This is a genomic window from Exiguobacterium sp. LL15 (assembly GCF_024436095.1).
Classification (GTDB): Bacteria; Bacillota; Bacilli; order Exiguobacteriales; family Exiguobacteriaceae; genus Exiguobacterium_A; species Exiguobacterium_A indicum.
Window position 1 is genome coordinate 1,375,034 of record NZ_JANFNX010000001.1, and the last position, 17,052, is coordinate 1,392,085.

The window sequence follows — 17,052 nt, forward strand, 5'->3', positions numbered from 1 at the left end:
TGAAACGTGATTTTTCTAAATATTCATATCCTACACCTCTTTTTTAAACTTGTCTTTTGTTCCCAACCTGATATACTCAAATCAAAACTTATTAAACTTTTTTAATAAGTAAACTAGTTTGGAGGTCTTTGTTTGACTGAACTCATTTCACGTACACGTCACGCTTTTTTAGTTGACCATCTCGATACGATCCCTGCGATTCGTCACGTTTTGGATGTCAGTTTTCCGACTGCGAGCAAACAGATCGATCAGATGATCGCTGCACAGGAAATTGAAGAGACACCACTTGAATTGGTTCGCGGAGGGCGTCCGGCAAAACGGTATCGCTATCGCGCGGATCACTTCCACGGACTCGCTCTTTATCTCGAACGCACGTATCTGCAGTATCGCATCCACGACGTCGGTGGACATCTGATCGCAACGGATCGCCTGAACTTCGATTCGACAGATCATGGATCTCATTTATTGAAAACGCTATCAACATTACTCGACGATCATCCAGATGTTCAAACGCTTGCAATTGGTGTCGCTGGTGCCGTTGATACAACCGGCACGATCCTATTCGCCCCAGATTATCCGACGCTAGACGGTCGCCCCTTGCAACAAGAACTGACGGAACGGTTCGGGCGACCCGTCGTCATCGAAAATGATATGAACGCTGCGGTCCGTGCCCAAGCTTCTGATAACGAGACGACTGTCTATGTGTATCTCGGAACGAACGGACCGGGAGCCGGCGTCGCCGTTTCCGGTCATGTCATCCGCGGAGCGCATCACTTCGCTGGAGAGATCTCGTTCATCCCGTTTGACGACAAGCGAAATGTCGGACAAGTCCTCGCGACGACTACACCACACTCTGACGACTGGTATGAAGCGTTAAGTCGAATCATCCTCTCGTTTAGCGTCACCTTGAATCCGGATGCCATCTTATTTACGTCGTCCGATGTCTCAGATGACGGATTAGCTCGGCTGACGGAACGATGCGCCAAGCGCTTTCCGCTCGACAAATTACCTCAGTTGCGGCAAGGCGACTGGGAAACCGATTATTTAGATGGTCTGATGCAACTGAGCATCCAGTCATTCATTGAACAAATTCCGTTAGGAGGACTCGCCCGATGACCCGTTTACTATTACCTTTGATTTATCTCGCTTTCATCAGTCTTGGTCTTCCGGATGCGTTACTCGGTACAGCGTGGCCCGTGATGCGGCTCGATCTCGACGCACCGCTCGACATGGCAGGGTGGCTCTTCATGACGATCGCTGCCGGAACGATCGTCTCGAGTCTGTTTAGCGGTCGCTTGATCGAACGTTATTCAACGGGTCCGATCACGGCAGCTTCTGCCGGTTTGACGGCACTGGCATTGATTGGTTTTTACGTTGCTCCGTCCTTGATTTGGCTCTTCGTCCTTGCGATCCCGCTTGGACTCGGTGCTGGAGTCGTCGACGCGGCGTTAAACCACTTCGTTGCCACCCATTATCAAGCGCATCATATGAACTGGCTCCATTGCTTTTGGGGCATCGGTGCGACGGCTGGTCCGCTCATCATGGCTGGTGTATTGCTCGATTCCGGCTGGCGTTTAGGTTACCTCGTCGTCGGTGCATTGCAACTTGTCTTGATGATTATCTTGATCGTCAGTTTACCGCTCTGGAAACGGGCTCCGAAACAGGTGTCTGAACAGGTTCAAACCGTGAGTACGTCGTCCGGAAAACCACGCGGATTGATTGCCGCACTCGCAGCGTTCTGTTTTTATTGTGGAGCCGAGGCGGTCGTCGGGCTGTGGGGCAGTAGTTATCTCGTCCAAGTCCGTTCCTTTTCCGTAACATCAGCAGCGACGTGGATTTCCGTCTACTACGGAAGCATCACCGCGGGGCGTTTCATCAGTGGTTTTCTGTCGCTACGCTGGTCGAATCGTCGATTGATTCGTGTCGGTCAATGGACGGCATTCGTCGGAGCTGCCTGTTTCATCCTCGCACCCGCTGCCTGGATGCCGCTTGGTTTCGTACTTGTCGGGCTTGGTCTCGCACCGATTTACCCGGCAATGCTCCATGAGACGCCGGTACGGTTCGGAGAAGCTGCGGCGCAACGGCTGATGGGGGTACAAATGGCATTCGCCTATACCGGTAGTACCTTCATGCCACCATTGTTCGGATGGCTGGCGACGTCCTACTCCTTATCATTGTTCCATTGGTTTACGATCAGTCTCATCTTCTTGATGCTGGTCGCTACGGAAGGCTTGAACCGGATGTTATTCAGACAGCGATTGGCAAAAGCGTCTTGAAAAAAGGAGGAATGGAGATGAAGATTGAACATATCGCCCTCTGGGTGGCAGACCTGGACGGGATGCGTCAATTCTACGAAACACATTTTGATGCTACGGCAGGCGAGCGGTATCATAATCCGACGAAAGGGTTCACGTCGTATTTCCTGACGTTCTCGAGTGGTGCGCGTCTTGAGTTGATGCAACGGACGGATATCACGGAACGGACGATGAATGCGCTCGGGTATGCCCACCTCGCCTTCTCGCTTGGCAGCAAACAAGCGGTCGACGACTGGACGGCTCGGTTACGGGACGCCGGTATACAACACCTTGACGGTCCCCGGACGACGGGTGACGGGTATTATGAAAGTACGATCGCAGACCCGGAAGGTAATGTGATCGAGTTGACGGTCTAATATTGAAACGAAACAATCCCTCATTCTATTTAGAGTGAGGGATTGTTTGTCGATTGATAGCTGTTCCATCGTTTGCTGCTTGTTGGTATATCTCGTGACGAGTAGGTGTATGACACGCATTTCATTCAGACTATCTTTAGGCGACGATTACAAAACTCTTTCGCTGTAAACATTTGTAATGATATGCTAAAAAAGAACCAAATTATGACTATACGTATTCATTTTAAGAGGAGGCAGTTTATGCGAAAACATCTAGGATGGATCTCGATCGGCATCGTAGTCTTTACTTTTATAACGTTCAAGTTCTTGCCTTTCAATGGCTTTTGGGGAACGAACTATATGTTAGCTGGACTAGTGCTTGCGCTAGTGTGCGCCATCATAAGTCTAAGAAATACGGGGAAAATCCTTGCGTTAACATTGCTCACTTCTCTATTGGTGCTTTTTATTTTTTCAGTGATCGGCTTCTTGGCACTAGCTTAAGTATTTCTAGAAGCGATTACATTCGATTAGCTGATATCATTACGATATTTCTTCTTGAACACGTCATACGTTGCTGAATCACCGAACAGTAGGAAACAACCGCGATCATCATAGATATTCATGACGATCTTTTGATTCACGTTCACGAAAAAGACTTCCGGATAGTCTGTATATGTTTGACGAAATCTTGGTTGCAGCGTCGGGAAATCCTGATGGCAGATCGCTTTGATTAAACGCTTATAATCTAATGCGTTTTTGTTCGGTAATAACACGGCATATTCGGATACCTGCTCTTCTTCATCCATCATTTTCTCTACGAACTTTATGTTGTATTGATCTTCTCTTCTTTTTAAGTGACGGAATACTTTCGTCGCTGACTTTTGATACTTACCGCGCTCACTTCTCACATGCACGATGAAGTAAAGGGACTCCTCTTCTCGGAATAGATCTTCAAACAGTTCGTTCGATTTTTGATATGCCTGTTTGAAGTATTCGTCGTTGATTTCATCTGAATTTTTCTTTAACTGATACAGGTCCTTTACTAAGTCTACGTGGAATACTAAATCCTTCTCGACAAAGGAACGATCAAATAAGTTTACCTTCCCAAAATAGTGTTGCAAGTATTGTTCGAAGTTCATTCCAAAGCTCCTTTATTCTGATGAGGACAGATTGATTTAACGATCGATACAACCAGTCTAGAATGGAGGATGAAAAGATGATCATTGATACATTATCGAATCATCCTGAACAACTAGAAGTAGTTGCCACGATGATTCATACCGAATTCGTTCAAAAGAAAAAAGGGACGACACCCTATGAACAAATAAAAGCCTTTTTAGACAAAAAATCAGATGAGTCGTATCCTGTGACGTTGATTGCCTTAGATGATGTCACGTGTATCGGAACCGTTTCCCTATTTGAAAATGACTTGAAGGAACGACCAGACTATACGCCTTGGCTCGCTTCTTTATTCGTTGAAAAAGTCTATCGGAATCAAGGGATCGCGCAGCAACTCATCAATCAATTAATCGTTTACGCGAAGTCTCGACAGATCACAATAATCTATTTAAAAACAGAAAACGCTTCAGCATATTATAAAAAATTAGGATGGACTTTAGTTGAGGCGATTGAGACGACGAATTCACCCATGTATATTTTCGCTTATAATATTGATGACGCTTCATTCGTTCTAGTGAGCGACAACAGCAACTATTAAAGCTTTACTCTTATGAGATAACAGAAAGGACGTTTTTATGAATCTCGAAATTAAAAGCTATCTTGAAATTCCCCCTGAAAAAGAAGAGCATGATGTGAATCACACTTATCCAGGATTCGTAGAGATGACCCATACGATCGACAACGATATCTTTAACTATGCTTTTGGTCGAGCTGGCGGCTATCCTGCTGGAAAAGTCGTCTTTTGTATAGAGGGAATGCCTCTCCCTTTTAACGCACACGTGAGCGAGCTATTCCAATTTTGGCATGCGTTAATAAAAAGTGTGACCACGAATGATTTGCATGACATCGAAAAGTTCGATTGGTCACTTCCATATGAAAATGAAGAAATTTCTAACCAGTTCATTATTCGATTTTTCTATCGAAAAAAACGAGTAGAATTTTATTATCAAAATCAACTCTTGGCTACTTTTTCACTAGAGACCTATAAAAAAGCAGTCCTGCATGGGTTTTTAGATTTCATGTGGCATACGAATCTGGAGTTTGAGACGATCGTGTATGATTCGCTTGGTGAGGAGATTAATTACGCAGCGATGCGAGAAGATACAGGAGACGATTTATACACATGTCGCTACATCTTCTTACAATTCATGAGAGAACTTTATCGTCAAAAAAATGATATACAGACGTTGATTGACTTCGATTTTAAGATTAGTCGCCCTTTCTCTAAATTACATTATGATTTAAACGACTAAGGACATACTGACTTAGACGAACTTACAGTCCTTTTTTAAATCGATTCTTCGTATTCGTATAGACGCCTGCAAAAATTATAAAAAACACGAGTAGAACGAAACCTACTACGAATAAAAACGAATATCCAGATATCTCACTGAATGCGATCAATAATAGGCTAAAGCTAATCCCATACATGATCTTCCCCATGAATTTACACAGGGCGACTTCGTCATATGTTTCCTTTTTACTTTCTGACATCGTATTATATCCTGCAAGCAATGAGGCACCCTTTCCTCTTGATAAAACGATCGCAAACACTAGCATGGGGATTAAAATCACGACATACACGATGGAATCGTTCAAAGTCGTTCGCTCCTTTCTCCTGTTTTAATAGATATCATGTTATTTATCCATTTACGTTCTATAAGCAGTCTGCGTTTCATAAAATATCATAAGTGCACTACCACAGTAATATGTTGATTTAGTAAATGACCGAAAGAACAATCGTATGTTGAAACTCTTAATCGTACCCATTATCTGTATCCCTTTATTGATTCTATCTGCGTGTAAGGAATAACACTCAAGTGATCAAGTAAGAGCAAAGACCGCAGTGATCAACCAAGATAGTGAGCTGAACATCGTTCTACTATATGATTCCTACCAAAAATACTTTAGCGCTAGAGAGCGATTCCTTTTGAGTCAGAACCGCATGTAAAGCTTTCATCCTTAGTTCTTCTGGTTAGCGTGTCCACTTTGTTCGATTATCAAATGTAGAGAATACTCCCATGCGATATTTTGTCCTTCAACTATTCAAGGGCGTGACTGAAAACTCGAAGAGCGAGGCGATTGACTTAATCGAGTCTGTTCCATCCTCACCCATCGTGACGAAAATGATGTATTGTTTTTGACCTATCAAAATCTAGATGTAGCTATAGTAAAAGCTCCCCCAAAAAGTAGACAGTTGAAATATCAAAGCTGTCTACTTTTTTAGGGAGCTTACCATTCTTATTTCATCAAGACCATTTTTCTTCAGCATCCATCCAACAATTGTTTTTTAAATCAAGAGAATCATCACTATCGTGTATCGTAAAGTACGATGGAAGATTTAGTGACGCTCCACCAGCTTTTTCCCAGCACAATCTGAACCATTGTGCAAAAACGCTTTGTTCTTGTGGAATTAACTTTTCTTCATTTTGCTCATGAAATTCAAAAAAAACATCGAGTTGACTGTCGTTCATTTGATGATATTCGACTTCTTGTAATACATCTTCGCTCCCAGCAAAAACAGTTGAATCGTTTCCTTCGTTAAATACTTCATTTGCTTCTTTATCCATTGAGAACATGATGACCGAAAGTTCGAATCTAGTCGGTTCAATGAATGCTGTGAAATCTAGTACTTCGATGTCCTTAGAGAATGGATAAGAAAAGATTTTCTGGAGTTGGTCCTCCACTAAACCTGACTGCTTTTCAAGATGGATCTTAATTGAATCAATATAGTTTTCGACTGTAAACATGATAAGTACCTCCAAGCATGAATCTATCAATTTATGTTGTTAATTCGTCAGACTTGCTTAATGTTTTCATCGTGTTTCTCTTGAAGTCGTCTCTCTAGAACGAATACGTATATTACAGCAACCAATACTCCAATTATTCCTGGCAAAACAGCAACGATGGGATCCTTTAAATATGCGAATGGAATTACATACGTCAACAACATCTTGATCCCATATGAAACCAACACGGACGTCAGTAAAACTAAAGTTATAGTCCGCTTTTCGATATTCCCAAAAAATTGATGTCTTTGTTTCTCTACTTTATGTATACCGAGCCAAGATAACATCTTCAAATCTCCTTTATTCATAGCTAATAGTTGACAATCATCACTCTACCATACGACCTTCTATTTGTATTAAAAAGTAAGTTTACTTTAATGATTTTCACCAAAAATGCTTATCAATATAAAAAAACTAACCTAATCAAAATTTACGATACGTATAAGAGGATGATTCATAGTTATCATTAAGTATGTGAGATAGGATGACAGACGTTTAGAAGAGAGACGTACACCTTTAATTGTTTGAATAACATCCCATTTTTTGTATACTGATAATGGAATTTATACAAATAAAAGGGGGTCTTCTCTTGAGAGCAAAACTTGGCTGGATTTCTATCGGATTAATGGTTCTTACTTTCTTGGTACTTTTTACATTCCCGATTAATGGATTTTGGGGCGACGCCATCCTCATTGGTGGTCTGGTCCTTGCTTTATTAGCTGCTATCTTTAGTAATCGAGGTATAGGCAAAATGTTAGCTTTTATTTTAATGATAGTTCTTTTAATTTTATTTGTACTATCTGTCTTGAAATTTTTAGGGATTTTCGCATAAAATCGGATCGTTCGAATTGGATAACGAATGTCTAAGCTCTTACAAAGATGTGACTGTCTAAAAAGAACGCTCCCTCAGAGTATATGTAAGAGAGAAAACATTCTTATATCCAATAGATCGTCACGCTGTCACTTCAGCATAACTTTATCTGAGAGTATGCTCTTCACATTCTCTATTATATCTTCGGTTGCTTTTGGCGTTTTGACCTTCTAGATTGAAAGTATTTACTTTTTCGCTTCAAACGTCAGTGTTTTTTATGCACCTTCTCCTCTTTACTCAAGAATCAATTTAAACTTTCCTTCATGAATGACATCTGAAACTGGTGTTAATGAAAACTCTTGCAGTGTCTGCTCAGATTTTTTTTGTCGGAAATCTGACATTAACTCCGTTCCTAAACTGTAAACAGTTAATCGAGGGACATCCTTCGCTTCACTTCCAGTGCTAAGTTCTTCGTAGCTTAAGGAGTTGTTCTTAACCTGTTCGAGTATCTTCTTTTTATCGTTGAAAGCCATCTTTTCTGTTTCTATAGGGGGCGCTTTAGGATAAAGTTCCTTTGCAAACACCTCCGCTTTACCTTCGAATATGAGATAGTCGATGGAACTTGGTTGTCTGATTTCAGGATGTTCGTTCACTACGGAATGATTATACTCATGCGCAACAACGTACTCCAGTATCTCATGCGTATACTCTTCACCTAACATAATCACCATACTACCATCGCTCATCGTAAAACCAATCAGCCCGCTCGTCGCCTTTGCGGCGTATCGATGCTCTTCCGATAAGGGTAGCATCAGGATAATCTTATCTTTACCAGGAAGGTGGTCAGCTGATTTTCGGAGTGCCTCATGAACAGCTTTCATATTTTCTTTCTCTTCATGCATCAAACGTTTCGTCAATCTTTTTAAATCGTTCAAATAGGAAGTGGCGGAAAACAAGTCATTGAACCCCTTGAAATCAAGAAAGATATCCTGCTCTTTCTGAATGTGATCCAATTCCCGACGGACGGTTTTATCGAAGATTCGCTGTAGGTCCTCGTCCGTGACGTTTGTGTCCTTCATCTTTTTCTGAACTTTTGTGAAGTAGTCGATATAGGCTGGGTACAATGTAATGATTTTTGCATGCTGGTCTTTTGCTAGTTCAACTTCTCGAATAGTGGACTTGGGTTTCTCAGTCGACTGCGTCGGTTGGGATGTACATCCTGATACACAACAAATGAGTATTGATAAAAAGAACGCTAGACGTATTTTCAAAATTATTTACCACCTTATTGTTGAAATGATTGTATCGTATAATGCTTATAAAATAATTATATAGATTTATTTTCCATCTATCCATAAAAAAGTAAGTTTCAGTTTGTTCATAGACCATTTTTAAGAACCTATAACGTTATCTACGTATACATTTGTTTTTCTAAAATTCTCATCGTTTGGAGTGTTAAACATGTCAGTTGGATGGAGTGGTACGATTCAAGATTTTTTACAGATCGATCAACATCAGTTTTCGCAAGCCTTACAGCATTCCATTCCAAATGATGCCTATCGTATCAATTTGACGAGAGATCGAGATGGATCAATTATTTATATTCTTGAAAAACCTGAGTTAGAAGAAACATGGCATACACTTAAACACGTGTTACGTATTGAAAACTAATATAACGTTCATCAAAAAAGTCTACATCTTGTACAGATGCAGACTTTTTTGATGAAATTTAGATGCCCATCAGTTTATTCCTTTCGTATAAAATTATCTTAATAAATTCGTCTGAATCGAAAAGAAATTTCCTTTTGCATCAATTTTTATCTATTAATTCCTAATTATACGTACTACCATCTATTCCGCGATGAATGCGAGCATGACAGTTCGGACTAATTGCTGCGACATGTTGGTCACCATCCGAAATTTTATACATGTGACGCACTTCAAGTGATGATCTGGAACTCGCTTCAAATAGTTCAGATCGTCCATATACTTCGCATATTCCTGCCGCTCTCTTTCATGCATATACTTTAATCGCTTCTGATCGTTTTTTGACCTTTATTTGTTTGACTTGAAATCGACTCATCTCTTGTCGACGTATCTTAAAGAGCCATATTTTTAAATTTTCAAGCGAATCTTCAATTATTACACTACTCTTCAAATGACGTTCCGACTCGAACTGACCATGCTTCATAATCGTAGCTGATCCAAGAACAAATTGGATGATCTCCCGTGAATGACCGTCACGATTGAGCACTTGTTTCAGTTCATAATCCATTAACGTTAGCTGATCATCAAATCGATATAAACCATTTTGTTCCTGATGAAAAAGTAACATATCTTTTAAATGATTGACATGATCACGTATCGCTTTAATCTCAAACAGATTAAATCTTATCATCTGCCGATATGGACAGACGTAAAGACGAACTTATCATAACGATGGCGTGAAAACGAATACTCGAACGGTTTTCCGTTACCAAGGAATACGACTTGCTCTACTTCGATGACAGGATCGGTCTCCTCGTTCCCGAGATATTCATGATCCCATTGATTCGGCTTGTCTGCCCGAATCATCTTATGCGAGCTCGTAATCGTATAACCGAGTTCTTCTTGGATATACCGGTAAATCGAACTATCAAGAACTTCTCGCGTCACTCCGGTAATTAATGAAGACGGCATAAACGTGTGTTCGATCACGTATGGTTCGTCGTCAACATATCGAACACGCCGTATCTCATAAACGGGATCGGTCTTCTCGATCATCAGATGGCGTGCGACCTCGGCTTCCGGAAAACGAACCTCGAACTGAAGAACTTCACTTCTGACAGCCCGCTCTCCGAGCAGCTTTGTCAACCCTTGTGACTCTTTGTTTAATACATTGATTCTTCCTTGGGAAAAGCTTGACGGTAAAATGAACGTCCCTTGTCCTCGTTGTCGATAGATGATCCCCTCGAGTACGAGGATTTCTAGAGCACGTTTCATGGTCATCCGGCTGACCTCAAACTCTTCTGCTAGTTGAATCTCGTCTGGCATCGCTTCTTCCACATTGTATCCGCCATGAAGAATCCGTTCTCGTAATTCATCTGCAATTTTTTCATACTTTGGTTTCTTTTTATTAGACATGACAACACCCCATGTATAGACATATACATATAATATAACAAAAAATAAGGATCAGGGCTAGATATACCCCGATCCTTTCTTCTTATCCTTCGAATCCATTTTCTTCGATGAGATGCTTGAACCAGTAACCACTCTTTTTTACTGTACGCGTTTGATTCGTCAAATCGACACCGACGAAACCATATCGGTTCTTATAGGCATTACTCCACGACCAATTGTCCATGAACGTCCAAAGGTGATATCCTTTGACGTTCGATCCCTCCTCTAATGCGTGATGCACCCATTTCAAATGTTCCGCGATGAAATCAATCCGGTAATCATCCTGGATCCTACCGTCCGTGTCTCGGTAGCGTTCTTCTCCTTCCACTCCCATCCCGTTTTCTGAAATGAAGCACTCGATGTTTCCATAATTCTCACGTAAGTTCGTCAGGATGTCATACACACCTTTTTCGTAAATTTCCCAACCACGATGTCGATTCATCTTGCGTCCCGGCATCTCATAATAATCGAAAAGATGCTCTGGCATGAACGGTGCTTTCGGATTCGGAAGATGTTCTTTTACTTTGATACGTCTCGGCTGATAGTAGTTGATGCCGAGGATATCAACAGTGTACGTCTCGATTTTTTTTCGGTCCGTTTCACCCATCGCCGGGAGGGCATCCTGCTCTTTTAACAGTTCGATTAATTCAGCAGGGAAAGTACCTAAAACGGACGGATCGAGGAAAGAACGATTGAACAAGATGTCCGCTAGATACGCTGCTTGTCGATCCGCTTCATTTTGACTTCTCGGATAAGAGGGAGTCAGGTTGAGAATAATCCCGATTTTTCCTGTTTGTCGTGTATCTCTGTATGCTTCGATTGCAAGGGCACTTGATAGAATCGAATGATAGGCGACCTGGACCGCTCGTTTAAAATCTACGACGTTCGGATAATGAAAATCGTACAAGTAGCCCCCCTCGACCGGGACGATTGGTTCGTTATGGGTGAACCATTTTCCGACACGGTCACCGAACAGTTTAAAGCAGGTTTTGGCATACGCAACATAATGCATCACGACTTCCCTGCTCTCCCATCCTCCCTTTTCTTGTAAGGCAAGCGGCATATCAAAATGATATAAATTAACGAACGGTTCGATCCCTGCTTCAATCAACTCGTCAATGACACGATTGTAGAAATCGACCGCTTCCGGATTGATGGTTCCTTCTCCCGTTGGAAATAGACGCGACCAAGAAATCGATAGTCGAAACGAATTGTGCCCGAGCTCCTTCATCAAGGCGATGTCTTGTTTGTATTGATAGTAAAAGTCAGATGCTACTGAAGCACTGACACCATCAAAGAAGCGGTTCGGTTCGACCTCGTACCAGTAATCCCAAATGTTCGGACCTTTTCCACCTTCATAGGCGGCTCCTTCCATTTGTGTCGCAGAGGCAGCTGTTCCCCACCAGAAATCCGTCGGAAAATCATACTTTTTAATCGTAGTCGTCTTGTTCTCTATCTGATTCATCATTAGCACATCCTATCTCTCATTTTTCACTCATCCGGTAAGCGTTATCCGATCTGTTGATTTTTCTCTTGTGTAGTATTCGCTTCCTCCCGTTCTTTTTTCAAATTCAAACGGTCAATGAAGACGAGGAACGGGAACCAGACTGCCATGATGATTGCAAAGTTGACTAATTGTAGCAATCCACCTGCTAACGAATTGGTTGCCATCATTCCACTGATAAACATCGGGACAGTCCACGGTACCGCAACACCGGTCGGAGGTGGGACGATCCCTGTTGACATCGCGAAGTACGTCACCGTCACCGTAATCAGCGGTGCGACGATCCATGGAATCATGATCAATGGGTTCATGACGATAGGAAGTCCAAAGATCATGGGTTCATTAACGTTGAAAATACCAGGTCCAATTGACAGTTTTCCGATTTGTTTCATTTGTTTCGATCGCATGAATAACAAGATGGCAACAACGACAGCGAGTGTTGAACCGGAACCCCCGATTCCAACCGTATAGATTTCAATGAATTGTTTACTGATGATGTTCGGGATTTCTCCGTTCGACGTGTACGCATTCAAGTTTTCAAGGGAGAGTGTGTTCCAAATCGGGTCCATAACCGAGTTGACGATGACTTGTCCGTGCAGTCCGAAAAACCAGAACAGTTGCACGAAGAAGATGGAGATTAACGTCGGGAAGAGTCCGTTCCCTAGATTAACAAGTGGTTTTTGAACAAGATTGAAGATGAGATCGTGTAAGTTCGTATCTAACAGTGAAGTGACAGCAATGTTAATGCCAAGGAATACGGTGAGCGTAAGTAATGCCGGGACGAGTGCTGAGAATGATTTGGCGACAGCTGTCGGCACACCGGCAGGCATTTTGATCGTCCAGTTTTTTTGAACGATGAAGCGATAGATCTCTCCTGCTAGGAATCCCGTGATCATGGCTAGGAACATGCCTTTTGCGCCGAGACGGTCGAGTGGAATGACATTGCCGACTGGATCGGCGACATTTTCGACTGAAACAAAGAAAGGAGTAAGTAATAAAAACGAAACAAGTGCGATGACGCCACCGAAAACAGCTTCGACCTCATAACTTTTAGACAGATAATAACCGATACCGAATACGACGAACAATGACATGATGCCCATTGTGGCGGATGGAGCGTTTCCAAGTGATGTCTTAAAGGCATCTAGTACACCCGGAGACATGAACTTATCAAGGAACGGTAAATTCGCGACGACGACAATTAAGGAACCAAACATCGTAATCGGAAAAGCAAGCATGAATGCATCACGTAATGTCTGCAAATATCGACTATTGTTTAAAAATGCCGCCATCGGCATCAAAAAACGACTTAGCAAATCAAACCACTTACTATTCTCAGTCATCTTAAACACTCCTTATCATTTTTGGGAAAACTTATGTTCCATGAGTTCGATGAGTCCGGTCGTTAAATCAAGCATCGTCTGCGTCGACATCAGGTGATCTTCTGCATGTAATAACAATAAGGAGAGCGTCGTTGGCTCACCGTTTGCTTCCTTTTGGACCTGGCTAAAGTGAACTTGATGCGCTTCTTGTAATTGCGATCTTGCATTTGATAATAATTGGTCGAAGTCTTCAAACGTGCCATCTTTATACACTTCGATCGCTTCACGAATCGTACTTCTCGCATTTCCACTGTGTAAGATCATCGTGAAAGCGATTTGCTCCATCGTCTGTTCATTCGTCTGCATATCGATCACCCCATCAACTTCACAGCTTGTTCGTAAGCTGCTTTTCCGTCTGCCATTCCATACGCCATCATATCGATGACTTCGACCGGTTTGTCTGTCGCTTGCTGAAATTTTGATAATAGAAATCGCATTTGTGGTCCAATCAAGATGACATCTGCACCAGACATCTCCTTCATCGCCTGATCTTGTCCGACTGCCCAAATTTTAGCTTCTTCTCCGAGTCCCTTCGCATGTTCTTGCATCTTCGACACCAAAATGCTCGTCGACATTCCTGAACTACACGCCAACATGATTTTTCTCATCTACAATTCCCTCCTCATTTGTAATCGCTTACACATTTGATTATACGGATTAATTCATTCATGTCTATACTTGATAATTAATTTGTTTATTTTTATTTTATAAAAGTGTAGAGTTGTTATTGAAAATAAGATGAAGGAGGAATTTGTATGACAAAACCGATTTATCTTACTCCCCTTTCAAAAGAACGAATTTGGGGCGGACAGAAGCTTCAAGAGTATGGATTTTCGATACCTAAAGAACAACGGACGGGAGAAGTCTGGACAGTAGCAAGTCATCCAAACGGCATGTCACGCGTCCAGACTGGACCAATGACGGGACTCACCTTAGAAAAACTATGGTCAAATCACCCTGAAATTTTTGGTATGGAGACCGACTCTGATTTTCCACTATTGGTAAAATGGATCGATGCCTCGGAGGATTTATCCGTTCAAGTCCATCCAAACGACAAGGATGCCAATCGTTTTGAAAAGCAGCCATTTGGTAAAAATGAATGCTGGTACATCTTAGATTGTCCAGAAGACGCCGTCCTTATCTATGGTCATTCGTTAACCTCCTTAAACAACTTTGATGAGACCATTCATCAGGGTACTTTATTGCAGTCTCTTCAGCATGTGCCAATCGCTAAAGGTGATTTTATCTATGTACCTGCTGGCACAGTGCACGCGTTAACAAAAGGATGTGTCGTCCTTGAAATTCAACAAAATTCAGATACGACCTATCGACTATTTGATTACGACCGGTCTGATCCGGTGACGGGAAAGGTACGCCCGCTTCATCTTGAACAAGCCCGTCGTATCATTCGTTTTCCTCATTTCCAGTACACGGAACCTGCCGTCATGCTCACTCCTTTTCGTAAAAGATTGACACAAACACCCGACTTCTTTGTCGAAGAGTGGTCGATCAGGCAGACACATATCTTAGAGGTAAGCCGTCTGTTTCGCGTCATCACGGTCATCGAAGGTACGATTGAATTGGACCACGTCCTCCTGTCTGTCGGAGCGACTGCGATTCTTCCGGCAAATAGCACCTTTCTCATCAAAGGAAACGGTCTCGTCTTGATCACTGGTCCTTCTCTTAAAATGACAACGCCTCATCGAATCGGTATCGACCTCGGTGGAACGCAAACACGTGTCGCTGTGATCGATCAACATAAAATCGTTAAACAATTGTCGTTTCCGACCAATCCTAAAGCAGGTCCATCCCAGACGCTTTCAAATATCGAGTACGCCATTCAAGTTTTTTCAGAGGAATTTCACCTGTCGAACATCGGAATTGCCGCGCCTGGTCCACTCGATACGAAGACTGGACTTCTGTTATCTCCACCAAATTTACCAGGATGGGATGAAGTCGACTTGGTTACCCCACTTTCCTCCGCATTCGACTTACCCGTCTTTCTCGAGAACGATGCCAATGCCGCGGCTCTCGGTGAAGCGTTATACGGCGCGGGACGTCACTCATCATCTGTCTACTATGTGACCGTCAGTACAGGAATCGGTGGAGGTTATGTCTATATGAAACAACTAATCCGTGGAGCAAATGGATACGCTGGTGAGATTGGCAATACGATTATCGACTCCTCGGGTCCACTGCATCCTGTGTTGAACAAAGGTTCTCTCGAAGGATATGCCAGTGGTACAGCACTACAGTCACGAGCTAACGAACGACACGCCTCGTCCATCGAGCGATTACTCGCCCATCCGCAAGAGAGGGATCGTTTTACTAATCATTTAGCAACTGGACTTGCAAACATCATTCACACGATTGATCCAGAAATTATCGTCGTTGGAGGAGGTGTTACGGGATCTGCTGATTTATACTGGGAAGCGTTACAGGAACGTGTTCGCGAACTCGTATATCCGTCCCTTCGTTCAAAGGTCGATATCCGTCTTGCCGAATTGAAAGGACAGGCAGGCGTCATCGGAGCTGCTGCTCTAGATGAAGTAGAGTAAGCAACACATCACTTACCTTATTTAATCAAAGCAAAGAGGGTGATCCATTCCGTTATTGAAATGGATCACCCTCTTTGTATACATCCTATCTATTCGAATATAGCTATTTTTTAGAGCAGCGAATTGCTAAAAATGACTTCAGCTCGTTCTCAATCCGTTTTGGGTTTAAGGAAGAACAGAAAAATGTTAAATACCAAAAAAAGACCAAGCAGGACCCACAAGACAGAATAAAATGCTGTATTCGGAACGAACAAATAATCTATCAATAGCACGATTAAAAAGAGAATATGTCCAACAAAATATACTTTTTTCTTACGTGGATCCATCGTCTCATCTCCTTTATACATATGAGTGTTCTGTCGATTACTTCGTATTTTTAATAATCACTACAGTTAAAACAAGGGATGGGATGAAACAAATCAGTAGATCCGAGAGTGAGATCGAGAGTGAAGTAGGATGAATCAGCATCTCTATCCCTTTAAAAATGGCACCGAGTACAACAAGTAAAGATAGGAGAACCGGAACGAAAGTACGCATCCATCTAGGAATACTCAGCCAGATACGTAAGATCTTTTGTGTTTTATCATCCATGTCATTCACCTCTTTTACAATTTTACATAAATTAGTATATCATACGTATGATTTTTGTGAAAAAATGTCGAAGTCACGTGTCGATTAAATCTCCTCCTCCATGTACAAAAGCAGTAAAAAAGACATTTACACATCATGTAAGCTTCTGTTTTACTGCTTTATAGGATACAGATCAATGTCTCTTCCCCTGCTACTTTGAACTAATTGATCACACCTTCTGCACTACAATAAAACTCCAGAGGAATGTTGTGTGTGGATGAAATACCATGTTGAATGAATTCTCCACCGACTGTCACATCGTATGTTCTTCCGCCATCCATCAAAGTAGTGGTATATCCAAGCTGTCTCCATGTCCCCTTACTCGATGAAGCGGTTGACGACATAGACGTAATAGTTTTAAAGACTTGCCTTTCTGCCTCATCACGA

18 protein-coding genes are annotated in these 17,052 nt (G+C 42.2%); 8 read left to right on the forward strand and 10 right to left on the reverse strand.

All coding sequences use genetic code 11. The features are described from left to right. The first annotated feature begins 132 nt into the window (after positions 1-132). The 3 genes from NOM72_RS07020 to NOM72_RS07030 are packed head-to-tail and all read left to right on the forward strand — an operon-like array spanning position 133 to position 2,671. Entirely contained in the window at positions 133-1,116 is a 984-nt protein-coding gene (locus NOM72_RS07020) for an ROK family protein (protein ID WP_023468250.1), read from the forward strand. Further along, a complete protein-coding gene (locus NOM72_RS07025; RefSeq protein ID WP_255998404.1) occupies positions 1,113-2,276 on the forward strand; it encodes an MFS transporter in 1,164 nt (387 codons plus the stop codon). The genes NOM72_RS07020 and NOM72_RS07025 overlap by 4 nt, the downstream gene beginning before the upstream one ends. Positions 2,277-2,293: 17 nt before the next feature. Further along, positions 2,294-2,671, forward strand: a complete 378-nt coding sequence (locus NOM72_RS07030) for a VOC family protein (RefSeq protein WP_035397476.1) — start codon at positions 2,294-2,296, stop codon at positions 2,669-2,671. A 506-nt stretch (positions 2,672-3,177) separates the two neighbouring features. On the opposite strand, the gene NOM72_RS07035 is transcribed toward NOM72_RS07030, so the two are convergent. Beyond that, the gene (locus tag NOM72_RS07035; RefSeq protein WP_255998406.1) at positions 3,178-3,789 is read right to left on the reverse strand and encodes a DUF3885 domain-containing protein; all 612 of its coding nucleotides are present in this window, start codon (positions 3,787-3,789) and stop codon (positions 3,178-3,180) included. A 77-nt stretch (positions 3,790-3,866) separates the two neighbouring features. Here NOM72_RS07035 and NOM72_RS07040 point away from each other — a divergent pair, with 77 nt between their 5' ends. Further along, a complete protein-coding gene (locus NOM72_RS07040) occupies positions 3,867-4,367 on the forward strand; it encodes a GNAT family N-acetyltransferase (protein WP_255998408.1) in 501 nt (166 codons plus the stop codon). A 37-nt stretch (positions 4,368-4,404) separates the two neighbouring features. Next, entirely contained in the window at positions 4,405-5,082 is a 678-nt protein-coding gene (locus tag NOM72_RS07045) for a hypothetical protein (RefSeq protein WP_255998409.1), read from the forward strand. Positions 5,083-5,104: 22 nt separating this feature from the next. Here the strand turns inward: NOM72_RS07045 and NOM72_RS07050 are convergent, their stop codons facing one another. Both NOM72_RS07050 and NOM72_RS07055 read right to left on the reverse strand, forming a co-directional pair. Further along, positions 5,105-5,389, reverse strand: a complete 285-nt coding sequence (locus NOM72_RS07050; RefSeq protein WP_051353626.1) for a DUF3784 domain-containing protein — start codon at positions 5,387-5,389, stop codon at positions 5,105-5,107. Positions 5,390-6,078: 689 nt separating this feature from the next. Then, the gene (locus tag NOM72_RS07055) at positions 6,079-6,579 is read right to left on the reverse strand and encodes a hypothetical protein (RefSeq protein WP_174316286.1); all 501 of its coding nucleotides are present in this window, start codon (positions 6,577-6,579) and stop codon (positions 6,079-6,081) included. A 628-nt stretch (positions 6,580-7,207) separates the two neighbouring features. Between NOM72_RS07055 and NOM72_RS07060 the strand changes: the two genes are divergently transcribed. Then, entirely contained in the window at positions 7,208-7,450 is a 243-nt protein-coding gene (locus tag NOM72_RS07060) for a hypothetical protein (RefSeq protein WP_255998411.1), read from the forward strand. Positions 7,451-7,722: 272 nt separating this feature from the next. Here NOM72_RS07060 and NOM72_RS07065 read toward each other — a convergent pair whose 3' ends face one another. Then, positions 7,723-8,700, reverse strand: coding sequence for a DUF2268 domain-containing putative Zn-dependent protease (locus NOM72_RS07065; RefSeq protein ID WP_255998412.1), 978 nt, complete (start codon positions 8,698-8,700; stop codon positions 7,723-7,725). Between the two features lie 190 nt (positions 8,701-8,890). On the opposite strand from NOM72_RS07065, the gene NOM72_RS07070 reads away from it, so the two are divergent. Beyond that, a complete protein-coding gene (locus NOM72_RS07070) occupies positions 8,891-9,100 on the forward strand; it encodes a hypothetical protein (RefSeq protein ID WP_255998414.1) in 210 nt (69 codons plus the stop codon). A 343-nt stretch (positions 9,101-9,443) separates the two neighbouring features. Here the strand turns inward: NOM72_RS07070 and NOM72_RS07075 are convergent, their stop codons facing one another. The 6 genes from NOM72_RS07075 to NOM72_RS07100 all read right to left on the reverse strand — a co-directional run bounded on the left by NOM72_RS07075 (position 9,444) and on the right by NOM72_RS07100 (position 14,085). Next, positions 9,444-9,764, reverse strand: coding sequence for a hypothetical protein (locus NOM72_RS07075; RefSeq protein WP_255998416.1), 321 nt, complete (start codon positions 9,762-9,764; stop codon positions 9,444-9,446). A 59-nt stretch (positions 9,765-9,823) separates the two neighbouring features. After that, complete coding sequence (locus tag NOM72_RS07080; RefSeq protein WP_023468234.1) at positions 9,824-10,552, reverse strand: GntR family transcriptional regulator; 729 nt, start codon at positions 10,550-10,552, stop codon at positions 9,824-9,826. 82 nt (positions 10,553-10,634) lie between these two features. Continuing rightward, positions 10,635-12,059 (reverse strand): glycoside hydrolase family 1 protein, encoded by a 1,425-nt coding sequence (locus tag NOM72_RS07085; protein WP_370688672.1) that lies wholly within the window; start codon positions 12,057-12,059, stop codon positions 10,635-10,637. 41 nt (positions 12,060-12,100) lie between these two features. Next, positions 12,101-13,438, reverse strand: coding sequence for a PTS cellobiose transporter subunit IIC (gene celB / locus NOM72_RS07090; RefSeq protein ID WP_255998420.1), 1,338 nt, complete (start codon positions 13,436-13,438; stop codon positions 12,101-12,103). A gap of 15 nt (positions 13,439-13,453) precedes the next feature. Beyond that, positions 13,454-13,783, reverse strand: a complete 330-nt coding sequence (locus NOM72_RS07095; RefSeq protein ID WP_041255102.1) for a PTS sugar transporter subunit IIA — start codon at positions 13,781-13,783, stop codon at positions 13,454-13,456. Positions 13,784-13,788: 5 nt separating this feature from the next. Beyond that, positions 13,789-14,085: a PTS sugar transporter subunit IIB gene (locus tag NOM72_RS07100; RefSeq protein ID WP_023468230.1), complete on the reverse strand. Its 297-nt coding sequence runs from the start codon at positions 14,083-14,085 to the stop codon at positions 13,789-13,791. Between the two features lie 147 nt (positions 14,086-14,232). On the opposite strand from NOM72_RS07100, the gene NOM72_RS07105 reads away from it, so the two are divergent. Continuing rightward, positions 14,233-16,035 carry a type I phosphomannose isomerase catalytic subunit gene (locus NOM72_RS07105; protein WP_255998423.1) on the forward strand — a complete coding sequence of 601 codons (1,803 nt, stop codon included), beginning with the start codon at positions 14,233-14,235 and terminating at the stop codon, positions 16,033-16,035. Positions 16,036-17,052: the final 1,017 nt, after the last annotated feature.